General features: G+C 70.3%; 18 protein-coding genes and 4 tRNA genes. 16 read left to right on the forward strand and 6 right to left on the reverse strand.

Translation table 11 applies throughout. From position 1 onward, the window contains the following. Nucleotides 1–71: 71 nt before the first annotated feature. Nucleotides 72–338 (forward strand): GlsB/YeaQ/YmgE family stress response membrane protein, encoded by a 267-nt coding sequence (locus ACWDGI_RS01090; protein WP_450754121.1) that lies wholly within the window; start codon nt 72–74, stop codon nt 336–338. A gap of 78 nt (nt 339–416) precedes the next feature. Here the strand turns inward: ACWDGI_RS01090 and ACWDGI_RS01095 are convergent, their stop codons facing one another. After that, nucleotides 417–905, reverse strand: a complete 489-nt coding sequence (locus ACWDGI_RS01095; RefSeq protein ID WP_366363603.1) for a YajQ family cyclic di-GMP-binding protein — start codon at nt 903–905, stop codon at nt 417–419. A gap of 223 nt (nt 906–1128) precedes the next feature. Between ACWDGI_RS01095 and ACWDGI_RS01100 the strand changes: the two genes are divergently transcribed. Then, nucleotides 1129–1210 (forward strand) — tRNA-Tyr (locus tag ACWDGI_RS01100). A gap of 355 nt (nt 1211–1565) precedes the next feature. Further along, nucleotides 1566–1778, forward strand: a complete 213-nt coding sequence (locus ACWDGI_RS01105) for a hypothetical protein (RefSeq protein ID WP_450754123.1) — start codon at nt 1566–1568, stop codon at nt 1776–1778. Between the two features lie 54 nt (nt 1779–1832). Here the strand turns inward: ACWDGI_RS01105 and ACWDGI_RS01110 are convergent, their stop codons facing one another. Next, entirely contained in the window at nt 1833–2489 is a 657-nt protein-coding gene (locus tag ACWDGI_RS01110) for an SDR family oxidoreductase (RefSeq protein ID WP_450754125.1), read from the reverse strand. Between the two features lie 174 nt (nt 2490–2663). Then, the gene (locus tag ACWDGI_RS01115) at nt 2664–3932 is read right to left on the reverse strand and encodes an amidohydrolase family protein (RefSeq protein WP_450754127.1); all 1269 of its coding nucleotides are present in this window, start codon (nt 3930–3932) and stop codon (nt 2664–2666) included. A 286-nt stretch (nt 3933–4218) separates the two neighbouring features. On the opposite strand from ACWDGI_RS01115, the gene ACWDGI_RS01120 reads away from it, so the two are divergent. From ACWDGI_RS01120 to ACWDGI_RS01155, 8 genes are all read left to right on the forward strand, one after another. Beyond that, nucleotides 4219–4291, forward strand: a tRNA-Thr gene (locus ACWDGI_RS01120). A 44-nt stretch (nt 4292–4335) separates the two neighbouring features. Further along, nucleotides 4336–4408 (forward strand) — tRNA-Met (locus ACWDGI_RS01125). 89 nt (nt 4409–4497) lie between these two features. Then, nucleotides 4498–4662, forward strand: coding sequence for a 50S ribosomal protein L33 (rpmG, locus tag ACWDGI_RS01130; protein ID WP_003948671.1), 165 nt, complete (start codon nt 4498–4500; stop codon nt 4660–4662). A gap of 116 nt (nt 4663–4778) precedes the next feature. After that, nucleotides 4779–5243 carry an FAS1-like dehydratase domain-containing protein gene (locus ACWDGI_RS01135; RefSeq protein WP_450754129.1) on the forward strand — a complete coding sequence of 155 codons (465 nt, stop codon included), beginning with the start codon at nt 4779–4781 and terminating at the stop codon, nt 5241–5243. A 7-nt stretch (nt 5244–5250) separates the two neighbouring features. Further along, the gene (locus ACWDGI_RS01140; RefSeq protein ID WP_450754131.1) at nt 5251–5679 is read left to right on the forward strand and encodes a MaoC family dehydratase; all 429 of its coding nucleotides are present in this window, start codon (nt 5251–5253) and stop codon (nt 5677–5679) included. A gap of 326 nt (nt 5680–6005) precedes the next feature. Continuing rightward, nucleotides 6006–6587 carry a TetR/AcrR family transcriptional regulator gene (locus ACWDGI_RS01145; protein ID WP_450754133.1) on the forward strand — a complete coding sequence of 194 codons (582 nt, stop codon included), beginning with the start codon at nt 6006–6008 and terminating at the stop codon, nt 6585–6587. 96 nt (nt 6588–6683) lie between these two features. Next, entirely contained in the window at nt 6684–8120 is a 1437-nt protein-coding gene (locus tag ACWDGI_RS01150; RefSeq protein WP_450754135.1) for a DHA2 family efflux MFS transporter permease subunit, read from the forward strand. A gap of 85 nt (nt 8121–8205) precedes the next feature. Continuing rightward, nucleotides 8206–9261 (forward strand): UDP-N-acetylmuramate dehydrogenase, encoded by a 1056-nt coding sequence (locus tag ACWDGI_RS01155; protein ID WP_450754137.1) that lies wholly within the window; start codon nt 8206–8208, stop codon nt 9259–9261. A gap of 60 nt (nt 9262–9321) precedes the next feature. Here the strand turns inward: ACWDGI_RS01155 and ACWDGI_RS01160 are convergent, their stop codons facing one another. Beyond that, the gene (locus tag ACWDGI_RS01160; protein WP_450754139.1) at nt 9322–9951 is read right to left on the reverse strand and encodes an NAD(P)-dependent oxidoreductase; all 630 of its coding nucleotides are present in this window, start codon (nt 9949–9951) and stop codon (nt 9322–9324) included. A 170-nt stretch (nt 9952–10121) separates the two neighbouring features. Between ACWDGI_RS01160 and ACWDGI_RS01165 the strand changes: the two genes are divergently transcribed. Both ACWDGI_RS01165 and ACWDGI_RS01170 read left to right on the forward strand, forming a co-directional pair. Then, on the forward strand, nt 10122–10745 hold the full coding sequence (locus ACWDGI_RS01165; protein ID WP_450754141.1) for a TetR/AcrR family transcriptional regulator: 624 nt from the start codon (nt 10122–10124) through the stop codon (nt 10743–10745). Between the two features lie 18 nt (nt 10746–10763). Continuing rightward, nucleotides 10764–11432 carry a hypothetical protein gene (locus tag ACWDGI_RS01170; protein WP_450754143.1) on the forward strand — a complete coding sequence of 223 codons (669 nt, stop codon included), beginning with the start codon at nt 10764–10766 and terminating at the stop codon, nt 11430–11432. A gap of 120 nt (nt 11433–11552) precedes the next feature. On the opposite strand, the gene ACWDGI_RS01175 is transcribed toward ACWDGI_RS01170, so the two are convergent. Further along, nucleotides 11553–12593: an adenosine deaminase gene (locus ACWDGI_RS01175; RefSeq protein ID WP_450754145.1), complete on the reverse strand. Its 1041-nt coding sequence runs from the start codon at nt 12591–12593 to the stop codon at nt 11553–11555. A 132-nt stretch (nt 12594–12725) separates the two neighbouring features. Further along, nucleotides 12726–13952 carry a pyridoxal phosphate-dependent aminotransferase gene (locus ACWDGI_RS01180; RefSeq protein WP_450754147.1) on the reverse strand — a complete coding sequence of 409 codons (1227 nt, stop codon included), beginning with the start codon at nt 13950–13952 and terminating at the stop codon, nt 12726–12728. Between the two features lie 262 nt (nt 13953–14214). On the opposite strand from ACWDGI_RS01180, the gene ACWDGI_RS01185 reads away from it, so the two are divergent. From ACWDGI_RS01185 to nusG, 3 genes are all read left to right on the forward strand, one after another. Next, nucleotides 14215–14287, forward strand: a tRNA-Trp gene (locus tag ACWDGI_RS01185). A gap of 108 nt (nt 14288–14395) precedes the next feature. Continuing rightward, entirely contained in the window at nt 14396–14683 is a 288-nt protein-coding gene (gene secE, locus ACWDGI_RS01190) for a preprotein translocase subunit SecE (protein ID WP_351693798.1), read from the forward strand. 80 nt (nt 14684–14763) lie between these two features. Further along, nucleotides 14764–15645 (forward strand): transcription termination/antitermination protein NusG, encoded by an 882-nt coding sequence (nusG, locus tag ACWDGI_RS01195; protein WP_450754149.1) that lies wholly within the window; start codon nt 14764–14766, stop codon nt 15643–15645. The last annotated feature ends 216 nt before the right edge of the window (nt 15646–15861 follow it).

Below are 15861 nucleotides of genomic sequence, written 5' to 3' on the forward strand. Positions count from 1 at the left end.
CACAGTCGGCCGAGAACGAAATCACAGGGCCGCACCAGTGCGAACACAGCGGCGAAGGGCAGGTTCAGGGCATGGGCATCATCAGTTGGATCATCCTGGGACTGTTGGCCGGCGCCATCGCCAAAATCCTGCTGCCGGGACGCGACCCGGGCGGCTTCATCGGCACGACCCTCATCGGCATCGTGGGCGCGTTCCTCGGCGGCTGGATATCGGCCCGCTGGCTGGACCACCCCATCACCAAGCACTTCTACGACGGCGCGACCTGGGTGGCGGCGATCGGCGGCTCGTTGGTCCTGCTGATCCTCTACCGCCTCCTCTTGGGCAATTCACGCGACTGATCGCCCGGCCGCGGCCGGCAGAGGAGAAGGGTGGGCACCGGGGGCGCCCACCCTTCGTCGTGCCTCGGCCTACCGTGACTACCGGTAGTTCACGAACTGGAGCGCGAAGTCGAAGTCCTGGCCCTTCAGGAGCGTGATCACGGCCTGGAGGTCGTCGCGGCTCTTGGAGCTGACGCGCAGTTCGTCGCCCTGGACCTGGGCCTTCACACCCTTGGGACCCTCGTCCCGGATGATCTTCGCGACCTTCTTCGCGTTCTCCTGGGAGATGCCCTCCTCGATCGACGCGAAGATCTTGTACTCCTTGCCGGAGAGCTGCGGCTCACCCGCGTCGAGCGCCTTCAGCGAGATGCCGCGCTTGATCAGCTTCGACTGGAAGACGTCGAGGATGGCCTTGACCCGCTCCTCGGAGTTCGCCTGCATCAGGATCTTCTCGCCGGACCAGGCGATCGAGGCGTCCACGCCCTTGAAGTCATAGCGCTGAGAGACCTCCTTGGCGGCCTGGTTGAGGGCGTTGTCGACCTCCTGCCGCTCGACCTTCGAGACGATGTCGAAACTGGAGTCGGCCATGTCCTGTGGCTCCTTGTATCCGGGGGCGTAACGGGATGCGTTCCGGCGCGCGACGGCGACCGCGCCTGGTGTGGGGACCGGGCCGCATCCGCACCAGCCTAGCCACCCCACGTCTCGCGAGCGCAGATCAATCGGGTGGCGGAGCACCCCTCGGGATCGGGTATTGTTTACGTCGTTGCCAGGGAGCACCGCCGAAAAACGGTTCGACTTGGTGGCAAACCCCGGCGGTGTGCCCGAGCGGCCAAAGGGAGCAGACTGTAAATCTGCCGGCTTCGCCTTCCCAGGTTCGAATCCTGGCGCCGCCACTTTGGGGAAGACCCCCTCTGGACTGTGGAAACACAGACCGGAGGGGGTCTCTTCGTTGTGCCATGAGTGCGTCGCGCGGAGGTGAGGCATGCCCCACATCGGCGTCGGCGTGGCCGCTTCTGAAGGTGCGGGAACGCGGAGGCGGGCGCCGGGACGGCGCGCGTGACGACCCCTGTGCCCCGGCGCCGTCGCCGCCCTGCGGGGCCGGCGCGGAGGGGCTGGCCCCGCAGCTGGTGCGCCCTCACGACCACACTGTCGGCGTGAGTGCGGACGACACGGCGGTCGCTCGGGTCAGCTGCCCGGGACGACCGTGGCCACCGGTACGTGTGCCACGCCCCGGGGCAGACTGGGCTCATGTCCTCCCGACGTAGAACCTGCCCGGTGTGCCGCCGCGAGATCGCCGTCGTCGCGGGACGCTTCGCACGGCACGATCCGCCCGGGGCACGGGAGTCCAGCGACCTGGTCTCCTGCTCCGGCTCGCGGCGACAGGCCCAACTCGACGAGGTTCAGCCGTCGTTGGACGGATACACCGTGCCGGACTTTCCCGGGCAGCTGCCGCTGTTCTGAAGACCGCGGCTGGCCGTCGCCACCGTCACAAGTCCCAACGGCCGGGCGGTGAGTTCAGTTCCCGGCCACCGATTTCACGGCCACCGTGACCGGCGTCGAACCGCCGATCAGTTCCAGGGTCAGACCGGCCGTCGCCGACGTGTCCACCAACTCCGCTAGTACGGCGGCCACGTCGTCGCGCGTGACCGGCCCCCGGCCCGTGTGCGCCTCCAGACGCACCAGGCCCTTGCCCGGCTCGTCCGTCAGTTGACCGGGGCGCAGGATCGTCCAGTCCAGGGCGCTCTGCCGGGTGACGTACGCGTCGGCCTCGCCCTTGGCCCGCAGATACACGTCGAAGACGTCGTCGCCCTGGTGCGCCGGGTCCGCGCCCATCGCCGAGACGACCACGAGACGGCGCACGCTCGCGCGGACCGCCGCTTCCACGAACAACACCGCCGCGCCCTTGTCCACCGTCTCCTTGCGGGCCGTGCCGCTGCCCGGGCCCGCGCCCGCCGCGAACACCGCCGCGTCCGCTCCCTGCAGTTGCGCCGCGACCTCCTCGACCGATGCCGACTCCAGGTCGAGCAGCACCGGTTCGGCACCGGCCGCGCGCAGATCGTCGCTCTGCTCGGCCTTCCGGATGATTCCCGCTACCTCGTCCCCACGCGCGGAGAGCAGCCGCTCCAACCGCAACGCGATCTGACCATGACCACCAGCGATGACAATGCGCATGTTTCCGACCGTACGCCCGAAGCCCCGCATCCGCCGCACGACTTCACGCGCCCCACGCGCTCGCACGGGTCCCGTGAGCGACCCGCCGGGTTGACCTCGTCTCCGCGCGGCAAGTTCCCGCGCCCGCTCGCACCCCGCGACACGCGCCCCGGCGCCTCCGCCCCGTGCGCCCCCTCAGGACACCTCGCCCCGCCCCTGCCGAGGCAGCCCCAGCTCCGCTGTCGCCGCCGAGTTGCAGTACTCGCGGACCGCGCTCGTCCGTGCCACCACGCGCCCCCGGTGCACCACGATCCGGCTGTAGGCGAGGGAGAGGGCGCCGGCCAGGTGGTCGCCGCGTACGGCGAGGAGTTCGGCGGGGAAGCCGGCCTCGACGCGGACCTCGGGAAGGCCGAGGGCGGCGCGGGAGGAGGTGCTCACGGTGTCGTAGGCGTCCTCGGGACGAAGGCCGTGGCGGGAGGCCAGGAGATAGGCCGCCTCCAGGGGGTCGCCGCGACCGACGGGGTTCGACAGGTCGCGCAGGGCGCCGCTGCCGGCGGCGACCCGCACCCCGGCCGCGCGCAGCAGCCGTACCGGAGCCGTGCCGCGGCGGTCGACGGAGCCGCAGCCGCCCTGGGGAAGGCACACCACCGTGACGCCGGCCGCGGCGAGCTGGTCCGCGACCCGGGCGACCGCCTCGGCGGGCAGGCGCGCGAGCCCGGCGCACGGGCCGAGTGTCACGCCGGGGCGCATGCCGCCCGCCATCGCGGCGAGTCTCGCCAGCCGGGCCGGGTCGACGGCGTCCGTGTGCAGGTCGACCGGACAGCCGTGCTCGGAGGCCACCTCCAGGACGGCTTCGGCATAGCCGGTGGGATCGGGGTCCAGGTCCGGGCAGCCGCCCAGCACCGACGCGCCCATCTTCGCCGCGTCCCGCAGTATCGCCAGCCCCTCCGCGCCGGCCACCCCGGTCAGCACGCGCGGCATCGCGACCGCCGTGAGCTCCGCGAGCCCGCGCAGCGAACGGCGCGCCTGGAGAACGGCGGCAAGGGCGGCCAGCCCCTGGACGTCGCCCACGCGCACGTGCGCGCGTACCGCCGTCGCGCCGTGGCCGAGTTGCAGCAGGGCGGCCTCGGTGGCGCGGCGCTGGACGTCGTCGGGGTCGTACGAGACGGGGCCGCCGCGATCGGCGGAGAGTGCGGTGTCGCCGTGAGCGTGCGGTTCGGCCGGGGCCGGCAGGAGGAGGTAACCGCTGAGGTCCACGCGCGCGCCGCCCGCGCGGGCCGGACCCGGTGCCAGGCTGCCGGCCGTACCGACCGCCTCGATGCGCCCGCCGCTCAGCCGTACGTCCACGGTCCGGCCGTCGGTGAGCCGTGCCCCGCACAGCAGGAGCCCGGTCGGCTCGGACTGTCCCGAGGAGCCCGGGGAGTTGGACGACGACGAGGGCGGCTGCGGCTGGCTGTCGGGCATCGCGCTCCAGGAAGGTCGGTCCGGGCGGGGACTCAAGATCACGCAGAGTGAGTCGAGCCTAGGGTGGCGAACCGTGCGGGGCGGGGAGGAGCGCAATAGTCGTACCGGCCTGGTCGGACCGGTCGGGGACCTCGTCGGACCGGCCGGGATCGGCTCGGCACGCGCGCGTGAGGAGCGTCGGAAGGGGCCCGAGAGGCTGCCGTGAGCCGGGTGGAAGGGGCCCGGTGGAGCGGCGGGAAACGGATTTGGGTGAACGGCGGCCGAGCGTGTAATGTCTTCATCGCTCGCCCCAATAGCTCAGTCGGCAGAGCGTCTCCATGGTAAGGAGAAGGTCTACGGTTCGATTCCGTATTGGGGCTCTGGTGTGAGAGGTCCCGTCGCGAGGCGGGACTGATCTCATCAAAGCGGTGTAGCTCAGTCGGTAGAGCAAGCGGCTCATAATCGCTGTGTCACCGGTTCAAGTCCGGTCACCGCTACTGACAGTAGCCGATTGCGGGGTCGGTCCTTCGATCGGCTACTCTTTTTGCGTTGAATCAGTCCATCCGTTCGTCTTAGGAGCACTCACGTGGCTGCCACCGACGTCCGCCCGAAGATCACGCTGGCCTGCGTGGAGTGCAAGGAGCGGAACTACATCACCAAGAAGAACCGGCGTAACAACCCGGACCGTCTTGAGATGAAGAAGCACTGCCCGCGTTGCAACGCGCACACTGCGCACCGCGAAACGCGATAGAAACAGGCTCGTTCGTGAGGCCGTCCCCACTTGGGGGCGGCCTCACGGCGTTTCGGCAGTTGGCTTTCCCGCTAGTTTGTGGGACATCACAGCAGACATCAGGAGGTGCCGGGCCAATGGCGCTCGACCAGTCCTTCGTGGGACGGACCTACCCACCCACCGAGCCCTACGAGGTGGGCCGGGAGAAGATCCGTGAGTTCGCCGAGGCGGTCGGCGACACCAACCCCGTGTACACGGACCCGGAGGCCGCCAAGGCGCTCGGCCATTCCGATGTGATCGCCCCGCCGACCTTTGTCTTCTCGATCACTTTCCGCGCGGCCGGGCAGGTCGTCGAGGACCCGCAGCTGGGCCTGGACTACAGCCGGGTGGTGCACGGCGACCAGAAGTTCGCCTACCGGCGTCCGGTGCGTGCCGGCGACCGGCTGACCGTCGTCTCGACGATCGAGGCCGTCAAGTCGCTCGCGGGCAACGACGTCATCGACATCCGCGGCGACGTCCACGACGAGACGGGCGAACTCGTGGTGAGCGCCCTGACCAAGCTGGTGGCCCGCGCGGCGGACGCAGAAGAAGGCGAGGCGTGAGGAACCGATGACGTCGAAGATCGCGTACGAGGACGTCGAGGTCGGCACCGAACTGCCCGCCCAGACCTTCCCCGTGACCCGTGCCACGCTGGTGCGGTACGCGGGCGCCTCCGGGGACTTCAACCCCATCCACTGGAACGAGAAGTTCGCCAGGGAGGTGGGACTGCCGGACGTCATCGCGCACGGCATGTTCACCATGGCCGAGGCGATCCGTGTGGTCACCGACTGGACCGGAGACCCGGGCGCGGTGACCGAGTACGGCGTCCGCTTCACCCGGCCCGTCGTCGTCCCGAACGACGACCAGGGTGCCCTCATCGAAGTCAGCGGCAAGGTCGCGGCCAAGCTCGACGACAACACCGTGCGCGTCGACCTGACGGCGACGAGCGCGGGGCAGAAGGTGCTGGGCATGTCACGGGCGGTCGTACGGCTGGCCTGAGCCCGGCAGCTTGGGCAGCCCGGTCCGGCGGATTCGACGGCCTGGGTCAGCGGATTCGACGGTTCGGTCCGGCGAGTTCGACGGCCTGGGCAAGCGAGTTTGATTGTCCGGTCCAGCGGGTTCGATCGTCCGGTCCGATGAGCTCGATGATCCGGTCCGGTGAGTTCCGCGACCCGGTCGGTGAGTTCCACGGCTCGGTAAGGGGCGCTTCCCATAGCGGGGCGCCCCTTACGCATGTGCGGCCCCCTACCCGCGAAACGGGCCAGGAGGAGAGGGCGTTCCCCAGCCCCTTGACTTGGTTAGTGATTGAGTACTAACTTCATCGCATGGTCAGGATGAGTGCTGAGGAGCGGCGCGAGAGTGTCGTCCGTGCGGCGATCGCCGAGTTCTCGCAGAGGGGCTACTACGGCACCTCCACCGAGGCGATCGCCAGGCGGGTCGGGGTTTCGCAGCCGTATCTCTTCCGGCTCTTCCCTGGCAAGAAGGCGATCTTCGCCGCCGCCTCGCAGCGCTGCATCGACGAGATGCGTGAGCTCTTCGAGAAGGCGGCCGAGGGGTTGCGGGGCGAAGATGCCCTGCATGCCATGGGTGACGCATATGTGCAGCTCATCCAGGATCAGCCGGAGCGGCTCCAGATGCAGATGCAGACGTACATCACGGTCGCGGCCGCCGAGGCGGAAGGCGAGCACGAGTTCGGTGAGCTCGTGCGGGCCGGCTGGGGGCGACTGTGGGACACCGTCCATCTGCTCTTGGGGGCCGACGTCGACCGCACCACGACCTTCCTGGCCAAAGGGATGCTCATCAATACCTATGCGGCCATGGGGTTTCCGCCCGAACACCGGGTCTGGCAGGGGATGTACCCGAACGCCGGGGACAGTGGACGGCTGGAGAACTGCGGCGAGGGGTGAGGGGCCGTTCGCCCTTCCATGTCCGGGCCTTCCCATATGCCAGAAACTTAGTGACCAATAACTAATCACCTTCGCAGGCCACGCTCTGGGGGAGCGATGTCACAGCAGACCGCACGTCAGGGGGGCGCCGTATGGGCGCTCGTCATCACCAGCGTCGCCGGATTCATGGCGGCCCTCGACAACCTCGTCGTCACCACCGCACTGCCCTCCATCCGCAAGGACCTCGGCGGTGCCCTGGACGACCTCGAATGGACCGTGAGCGCCTACACGCTCACCTTCGCCGTCCTGCTGATGTTCGGCGCGGCCCTCGGTGACCGCTTCGGACGCCGTCGGCTCTTCCTCGCCGGGCTCGCCGTCTTCACCGGCGCCTCCGCCGCCGCGGCCATGGCACCTGGCATCGACTCCCTGATCGCCGCCCGCGCGGTGCAGGGGGTCGGCGCGGCCGTGATGATGCCGCTGACGCTCACCCTGCTGACGGCGGCCGTGCCCGAGGCCAGGCGCGGGATGGCGTACGGCATCTGGGGCGCCGTCAACGGACTCGCGGTCGCCTCCGGGCCGCTCATCGGCGGCAGCCTCACCGAACACGTGTCCTGGCATTGGATCTTCTGGCTGAACGTACCGCTCGGCCTCGCCCTGCTGCCGCTCGCCCGGCTCCGTCTCGCCGAGTCCCACGGCACCGGCGCCCCGCTCGACTTCCCCGGCACCCTGCTCGCCAGCGGCGGGCTCTTCGGGATCGTCTACGGCCTGGTGCGCGGCCCCGCCGACGGCTGGACCAGCTCCCTCGTGCTCACCGGGCTGTTCGCGGGCGGCGCCCTGCTCGTCGGGTTCGTCATCCACGGCAGCCGCGCCAAGAACCCCATGCTGCCGATGCGGCTCTTCCGCTCCCGCGCCTTCTCCGGGATCAACGCGGCCAGCCTGCTGATGTTCCTCGGGATGTTCGGCTCGATCTTCCTGCTCAGCCAGTACATGCAGGGCGTCCTCGGCTACTCGCCCACCGAGGCGGGCCTCAGGATGCTGCCCTGGACCGGCATGCCGATGCTCGTCGCACCGATCGCCGGGATCCTCTCCGACCGGATAGGCGGCCGCCCGGTCGCCGCCGCCGGACTCTTCCTGCAGGCCGCCGGGCTCGGCTACATGGCCTCCGTGGTCACCGCCCACGCCTCCTACGGCGTCCAGCTGCCCGGTCTGATCATCAGCGGTATCGGCATGGCGCTGTACTTCGCCCCCGCCGCCAACCTCGTGATGTCCGCCGTACGCCCGCAGGAACAGGGCATCGCCTCCGGCGCCAACAACGCGCTGCGTGAGGTCGGCGGCGCACTCGGCATCGCCGTCATGTCGTCCATCTTCGCGGCCCAGGGCGGCTACGAGAGCGCCCAGAGCTTCGTGGACGGGCTGCGGCCCGCCCTGGTCACCGGCTCCGCCGTGGTCGCCCTCGCCGGGATCGCCGCCCTGTTCATCCCCGGCCGCCGCCGCGCCGCGCGGACGGTGACCGAGGGGGAGCCGGCCCTGGCTCTGGAGAGTGTCGGCAGCTGACGGCACGCGCGCGTGGGGCTCGTGACGGGGAGAGCACGGAAGGCGCACGGAGGGAGTGTCGGTGACGTCTCGTAGTCTTGGGCGCGTGCAGGAACTCCACGACGCCCCCCTCGCCCCCCTCACCACCTTCCGGCTCGGCGGCCCCGCCACCCGGCTGGTCACCGCGACCACCGACGCCGAGGTGATCGCCGCCGTCCGCGAGGCCGACGACACCGGGACGCCGCTGCTGGTCATCGGCGGCGGTTCGAACCTGGTCATCGGCGACAAGGGGTTCGACGGCACCGCCCTGCGCATCGCCACCACCGGCTTCGAAGCGCGCGGTACGACGCTGGAGCTGGCGGCCGGCGAGGTGTGGACCGATGCGGTCGCCCGCACCGTCGAGGCGGGTCTCGCGGGCGTCGAGTGCCTCGCTGGAATCCCGGGGTCCGCGGGCGCCACGCCCATCCAGAACGTCGGGGCCTACGGCCAGGAGGTCTCCTCGACCATCACCGAGGTCGTCGCCTACGACCGGCGGTCCGGTGAGACGGTGACGCTGGCCAACGAGGAGTGCGCCTTCTCGTACCGGCACAGCCGGTTCAAGGCCGACCCCGAGCGTTATGTCGTCCTGCGCGTGCGCTTCGGGCTGGAGGACGCCGGCGGGCTGTCGGCGCCGGTGCGGTACGCCGAGGCCGCGCGGGCGCTCGGAGTGGCCCAGGGGGACCGGGCGCCGCTGGCCCGCGCGCGCGAGGCCGTGCTCGGACTGCGCGCCGGGAAGGGGATGGTGCTCGACCCCGAGGACCACGACACCTGGTCGGCCGGATCCTTCTTCACCAACCCGATCCTCACGGACGAGCAGCTCGCCGACTTCCACGCGCGCGTGCGCGAGCGGCTCGGGGACGGGGCCGAGCCGCCCGCCTACCCGGCGGGGGAGGGGCGTACCAAGACCTCGGCGGCCTGGCTGATCGACAGGGCCGGGTTCGGCAAGGGGTACGGCAGCGGGCCGGCCCGGATCTCCACCAAGCACACGCTGGCGCTGACCAACCGGGGCGGGGCCACGACCGAGGACCTGCTGGAGCTGGCGCGGGAAGTCGTCGCCGGGGTCCACAAGGCGTTCGGTGTGACGCTCGTCAACGAGCCGGTGACCGTGGGCGTGAGCCTGTAGCGGCCGTACTGAGGGGTGCGGGACCGTGTTCGGTGCGGTCTCCGCCTCGCGCGAGCCGGTTCAGTACGCCACTCCCACTCCCTGCTTCACCGTGGCCGCGTCCTCGATCATCGACAGCATCGCGTGGGCCACGTCCGCCCGTGCGATGAAACGGCCCTTCGCCGGGAAGCCGCCGATCACCGTGCGGTAGGTGCCGGTGAGGGGCTTGTCCTGAAGGCGGGGCGGGCGCACCGACGTCCAGTCGGTGCCGCTGCCGGACAGCTCCGCCTCCATCTCGCGCAGGTCGTCGTAGACCGGCTTGAGGATCCTGCCGACCAGGCCGCGCGCGGTGCGGTCCAGGAGGCCGTCGGCCGGCTCCGGGCCCACCGGGCCCGCGCTGACCACGACCAGGCGCCGCACCCCCTCGGCCTCCATCGCGGCCAGGACCGTGCGGGTCAGACGGGCGGCGACCCCCGCGTCCCCCCGGCCGCGCGGGCCCAGACCCGACAGGACCGCGTCCCGGCCTGCGACCGCGGGGCGGACCGCCTCGGCGTCGCCGAGGTCCGCGCGGACCACCTCCAGGCCGGGGCCGGTCACGGTCAGCCTGGCGGGGTCGCGGACGACCGCCGTGACCCGCTGACCGGACGCCAGCGCCTGGCGGACGATCTCCCGGCCGATCCCGCCGGTCGCGCCGAAGACAGTGAGGTTCATGACCGCTCCCGTGTGCTCATGTGTACGCGTGCGCAAGCGTGCGCCAAGAGGTGGGTGAGTATTCACTCACCTCTGCTCGTCTCCAGAGTGGGTAAGCACTCACCTACCCGTCAAGGCTCTTCGGGACATCCGTCGCACCCGCAGGAAAGGGCATGTGATCCTTGGGCGTCATGCAGCAGAAACCGGCCCGCGTCCGCATCCTCGACGCCGCTCACGAACTGATGCGCACCGCCGGGCTCGCCCGCACCACCACCAAGGAGATCGCCAGGGCGGCCGGCTGCTCCGAGGCGGCGCTCTACAAGTACTTCCCCAGCAAGGAAGAGCTGTTCGTGCACGTCCTGTCCGAGCGGCTGCCCCGGCTGGTCCCGCTGCTCGGCGAGCTCTCCCACGAACCCGGCCGGGGCTCCCTGGAGGAGAACCTCACCCGGATCGCGCACCAGGCCGCGCTCTTCTACGAGGAGAGCTTCCCGATCGCCGCCTCCCTCTACGCCGAGAAACAGCTCAAACACCGGCTCGACGAGCAGCTGCGGACGATCGGCGCCGGCCCGCACGTGCCGATCCAGGCCCTCGACGACTATCTGCGCGCCGAACAGGCCGCCGGCCGGATCCGCCAGGGCGCCGACACCTTCGCCGCCGCCTCCCTGCTGCTCGGCGCCTGCGTCCAGCGCGTCTTCGCCTTCGAGGCGACCCCGACCGGCCAACGCCCGCCGGTGGACACGTTCGCCGCCCGGCTCGTCCGCACCCTGCTCGACGGAATCTCCGTTGCCGAGGATCCGGGCCGCCCGCGATCCTGATGCCATGAGGCACCCCCCATGCAGCTGAGACTCCGCGAGTTCCGGCCCCGCACCGGCCCGCACGAGTACCGGGTCGTCCAGCCCCGACAGCCCCTGCGCCACACCTCCCTGCGCCAACCCGCGCCCGTCGGCACCCTCATGGGCGACCACGACGGGCTCAACCGGCTCGCCGGGCTGTTCTCGTTCGCCGCCCACTCACCGCACACGATCGTCCATGTGCCGCTGCGGGACGGGGTGCCGCCCGACGAGGGGCAGGGGCCGCTCGTCGATCTCGTCCTGGCCCACGGCCCGCTCGGCCTGCGCGCCTCGCAGTGGCCCGGACTGCGGCGGCGGCTGCGGCAAGGCGGCGTCCCGCTCACCGTCCGTACCGACGAGGCGCGCACCGCGCGGGACGCCGCCGCCTGGCGCGCGCGGTGGCGCCACCACGACCGCCGGGACGAACTACGGCACACCACCCACGCGAACACCTTCTTCCTCTTCGGCGGCCGGGACGCCTTCGCCGAGACCGCCATGTCCCTGGCCTACACGGCCGGCTGGGGGCCCCGGCAGAAGCGGGTGGCCGAGGGCCACTCGGCGCTGCTGTCGGGGCTGTGGGGGCTGCGACAGCCGCCCGGCGGCGGGCACCCCGTCGAGGTGCTGGTCTGCTTCAAGGCGTACCCGCCGTACACCCACTTCCGAAGGCCCTGACGAAAGCCTCGGCCAAGGCCCTGACGAAGACCCCGACCGAGGCCTCGGCGAAGGCCCTGACGAAGACCCCGATCGAGGCCCCGGCGAAGAACCCGACCAAGACCCCGGCGAAGACCGCGATCAGGGCACCGGTGCGGCGAGCCAGTCGTCGACGCCTGTCAGGAGTTTCGCCTTCACGTCCTGGGGCGCCGCCGACCCCTGTACCGACTGCCGGGCCAGCTCCGCCAGTTCGGCGTCCGTGAAACCGTGGTGCACGCGCGCGATGTCGTACTGGGCGGCCAGGCGGGAGCCGAACAGGAGCGGGTCGTCGGCGCCCAGCGCCATCGGGACGCCCGCCTCGAAGAGGGTGCGCAGCGGGACGTCCTCGTGCTTCTCGTAGACGCCCAGGGCCACGTTGGAGGCCGGACACACCTCGCAGGTGATGCCCCGCTCCGACAGCCGCCTGAGCAGCCTCGGGTCCTCCGCCGCCCGCACGCCGTGCCCGATCCGCGAGGCGTGCAGATCGTCCAGGCAGTCCCGCACCGACGCCGGCCCGGTCAGCTCGCCGCCGTGCGGGGCCGCCAGCAGCCCGCCCTCGCGGGCGATGTGGAACGCCCGGTCGAAGTCCCGTGCCATGCCCCGGCGCTCGTCGTTCGAGAGCCCGAAGCCGACCACGCCCCGGTCCGCGTACCGCACGGCCAGCCGCGCGAGCGTGCGCGCGTCCAGCGGGTGCTTCATACGGTTCGCGGCCACCAGGACGCGCATGCCGAGGCCCGTCTCCCGGGACGTCGTCTCCACCGCGTCCAGGATGATCTCAAGGGCCGCGATCAGCCCACCCAGCCTGGGGGCGTACGACGTCGGGTCCACCTGGATCTCCAGCCAGCCCGAGCCGTCCTTGATGTCCTCCTCGGCGGCCTCGCGGACCAGTCGCCGGATGTCCTCGGGCTCTCTGAGGCAGGAGCGCGCGGCGTCGTACAGCCGCTGGAAGCGGAACCAGCCGCGTTCGTCGGTGGCCCGCAGTCTTGGTGGCTCGCCGCTGGTCAGGGCGTCGGTCAGCGCCTCCGGCAGGCGTACGCCGTATTTGTCGGCCAGTTCCAGGACGGTCGCCGGCCGCATCGAACCGGTGAAGTGCAGATGCAGATGAGCCTTCGGCAGCTCAGAGACATCACGTACGTGCTCCATTCCAGGATCCTGCCGTACGCGGCCGCCGTACCGGTAGCCGATTCCCCTTTAGTGGCCTTGCTCGCACACGCGAACGGGCCGCCTCCCGGTAGGGAAACGGCCCGCACGCGCGCGTGGAGCGCGGAAAGAGGGTCAGTCCCGCGCCTCGGCCAGCAGCTTCTGCATCCGGCTCACGCCCTCGGCGAGGTCCTCGTCGCCGAGCGCGTACGACAGCCGCAGGTAACCGGGCGTGCCGAAGGCCTCGCCGGGTACGACCGCGACCTCGGCCTCCTCCAGGATCAGCTCGGCCAGCTCCACCGAGGAGGCCGGGCGCTTGCCGCGGATCTCCTTGCCGAGCAGCGCCTTGACCGACGGGTACACGTAGAAGGCGCCCTCGGGCTCCGGGCAGACCACGCCGTCGATCTCGTTGAGCATCCGCACGATGGTCCTGCGACGCCGGTCGAAGGCCTCACGCATCTTCGCCACGGCCGCCAGGTCGCCGGAGACGGCGGCCAGGGCGGCGACCTGGGCCACGTTGGAGACGTTCGAGGTGGCGTGCGACTGGAGGTTCGTGGCCGCCTTGACGACGTCCTTGGGGCCGATGACCCAGCCCACTCGCCAGCCCGTCATCGCGTACGTCTTGGCGACACCGTTGACGACGACGCACTTGTCACGCAGCTCGGGCAGGATCGCCGGCAGCGAGGTGAACTTCGCGTCGCCGTAGACGAGGTGCTCGTAGATCTCGTCGGTCAGCACCCACAGGCCGTGCTCGACGGCCCAGCGGCCGATCGCCTCGGTCTCGGCCTCGCTGTAGACCGCGCCGGTGGGGTTGGACGGGGAGACGAAGAGCACGACCTTCGTCCGCTCCGTGCGCGCCGCCTCCAGCTGCTCCACGGAGACGCGGTAGCCGGTCGTCTCGTCCGCGACGACCTCCACCGGGACACCGCCGGCGAGACGGATCGACTCCGGGTACGTCGTCCAGTACGGGGCGGGGACGATGACCTCGTCGCCCGGGTCCAGGATCGCGGCGAAGGCCTCGTAGATCGCCTGCTTGCCGCCGTTGGTGACGAGGACCTGGCTCGCGTCCACCTCGTAGCCGGAGTCGCGCAGGGTCTTCGCGGCGATCGCGGCCTTCAGCTCGGGCAGACCGCCGGCCGGCGTGTACCGGTGGTACTTCGGGTTCTTGCAGGCCTCGATCGCGGCGTCGACGATGTAGTCCGGGGTCGGGAAGTCGGGCTCACCGGCGCCGAAGCCGATCACCGGGCGCCCGGCGGCCTTCAGGGCCTTGGCCTTGGCGTCCACGGCGAGGGTGGCGGACTCGGAGATCGCGCCGACTCGGGCGGAGACCCGGCGCTCGGTGGGAGGGGTTGCAGCGCTCATGGGGCCCATCGTTTCAGACCGGAAACCTGCCTGGCACGCCGGTTTCACAGACTGAACAACCACGGGCCGGACCGTGAACAAGCGTGCGGATCCCGGCCCCGGCCAGGACGATCTTCCGTACGGTCGCCCCGGACTGCCACTTTCTGTTCGACGCGGCGCCGTGGACCACGTACACTCTCTCCTCGTTGGCCTTCAGCAGGCGCGACCGAGCGGGTGCACTCCGAGCACTCGGCCGGATGCGGTACGTTGGGGGACACAGCAAAGGGTCGTAGCTCAATTGGTAGAGCACCGGTCTCCAAAACCGGCGGTTGGGGGTTCAAGTCCCTCCGGCCCTGCTACACACACCGCCAGGATGTGTGCGCATGTACGTACAAGTATTGCACCGCCGTGCGGCTCAGGAACCGGGCGCGGCACGGCCACGACCCGGGATCAGGTGAGGATGAATGACGGACGCCGTGGGCTCCATCGATACGCCTGATGCCCAGGACGAGTTGTCGGAGTCCAAGAAGAAGGCCCGCAAGGGCGGTAAGCGTGCCAAGAAGGGCCCGCTGAAGCGCCTTGCCACCTTCTACCGCCAGATCATCGCGGAGCTCCGCAAGGTCGTCTGGCCGACTCGTAACCAGCTGACGTCGTACACCACCGTGGTGATCTTCTTCGTCGCCATCATGATCGCTCTGGTGACCGTGATTGACTATGGACTCAACCACGCTGCCAAGTACGTCTTCGGCTGAGCACAGAGCGAAGGGCGCCGTGGTACCGGCGCCCGTTTTCGCATGTTCCACCCCTATGTATCCAGGAAGAAGCAGCCATCGTGTCTGACCCGAACCTGAACGACGACGCCACCGAGCCCCGCGGGCAGGCGGCCGAGACGGTCGACGACGAGCTCGACATCGTCGAGGGCGCGGACGAGCAGGACGAGTTCGAGGCTGCAGAGGCCGAACTGGGGGAGCCGGCCGAGGAGACCGCGGTCCACGTCGAGGACGAGGACGAGGACGAGGCCGTCGACGCGGAAGAGGCCGACGAGGCTGCCGAGGAAGACGCCGAAGAGGCTGCCGAGGAAGAGCCCGCCGAGCCGGTCGACCCCGTCCAGGCGCTCCGCGAGGAACTGCGTCTGCTGCCGGGTGAGTGGTACGTCATCCACACCTACGCCGGCTACGAGAACCGCGTGAAGACCAACCTGGAGCAGCGCGCCGTCTCGCTGAACGTCGAGGACTACATCTTCCAGGCCGAGGTGCCGCAGGAAGAGGTCGTCCAGATCAAGAACGGCGACCGCAAGACCATCAAGCAGAACAAGCTGCCCGGTTACGTGCTCGTCCGCATGGACCTGACGAACGAGTCCTGGGGCGTCGTCCGCAACACCCCGGGTGTCACCGGCTTCGTCGGCAACGCCTACGACCCCTACCCGCTGACCCTGGACGAGATCGTCAAGATGCTCGCGCCGGAGGCCGAGGAGAAGGCGGCGCGCGAGGCGGCGGAGGCCGAGGGCAAGCCGGCACCGCAGCGCAAGGTCGAGGTCCAGGTGCTGGACTTCGAGGTGGGCGACTCGGTGACGGTGACCGACGGTCCGTTCGCCACGCTGCAGGCGACGATCAACGAGATCAACCCCGACTCCAAGAAGGTCAAGGGTCTGGTGGAGATCTTCGGGCGTGAGACGCCGGTTGAGCTGTCGTTCGACCAGATCCAGAAGAACTAGTCGGTAGTTCTTCGGCCGCAGGTGCGTGGGGGTTGTTCGCGCAGTTCCCCGCGCCCCTGGGTAGGTCAGGTCAGGTGGGTAAGTCAGGTCAGATCGGCCTCAATCGGGCCGTCTGACCTGCTTCGTTTTTGGCCGCGCATCTATACCCGCTATCGTTGTGCGGTATGCCTGCGTTCGGGTTGGTCCCCTCGCGCAGGCAGGACCCGAAATGAAAGG

Source organism: Streptomyces sp. NPDC001220 (assembly GCF_053597895.1).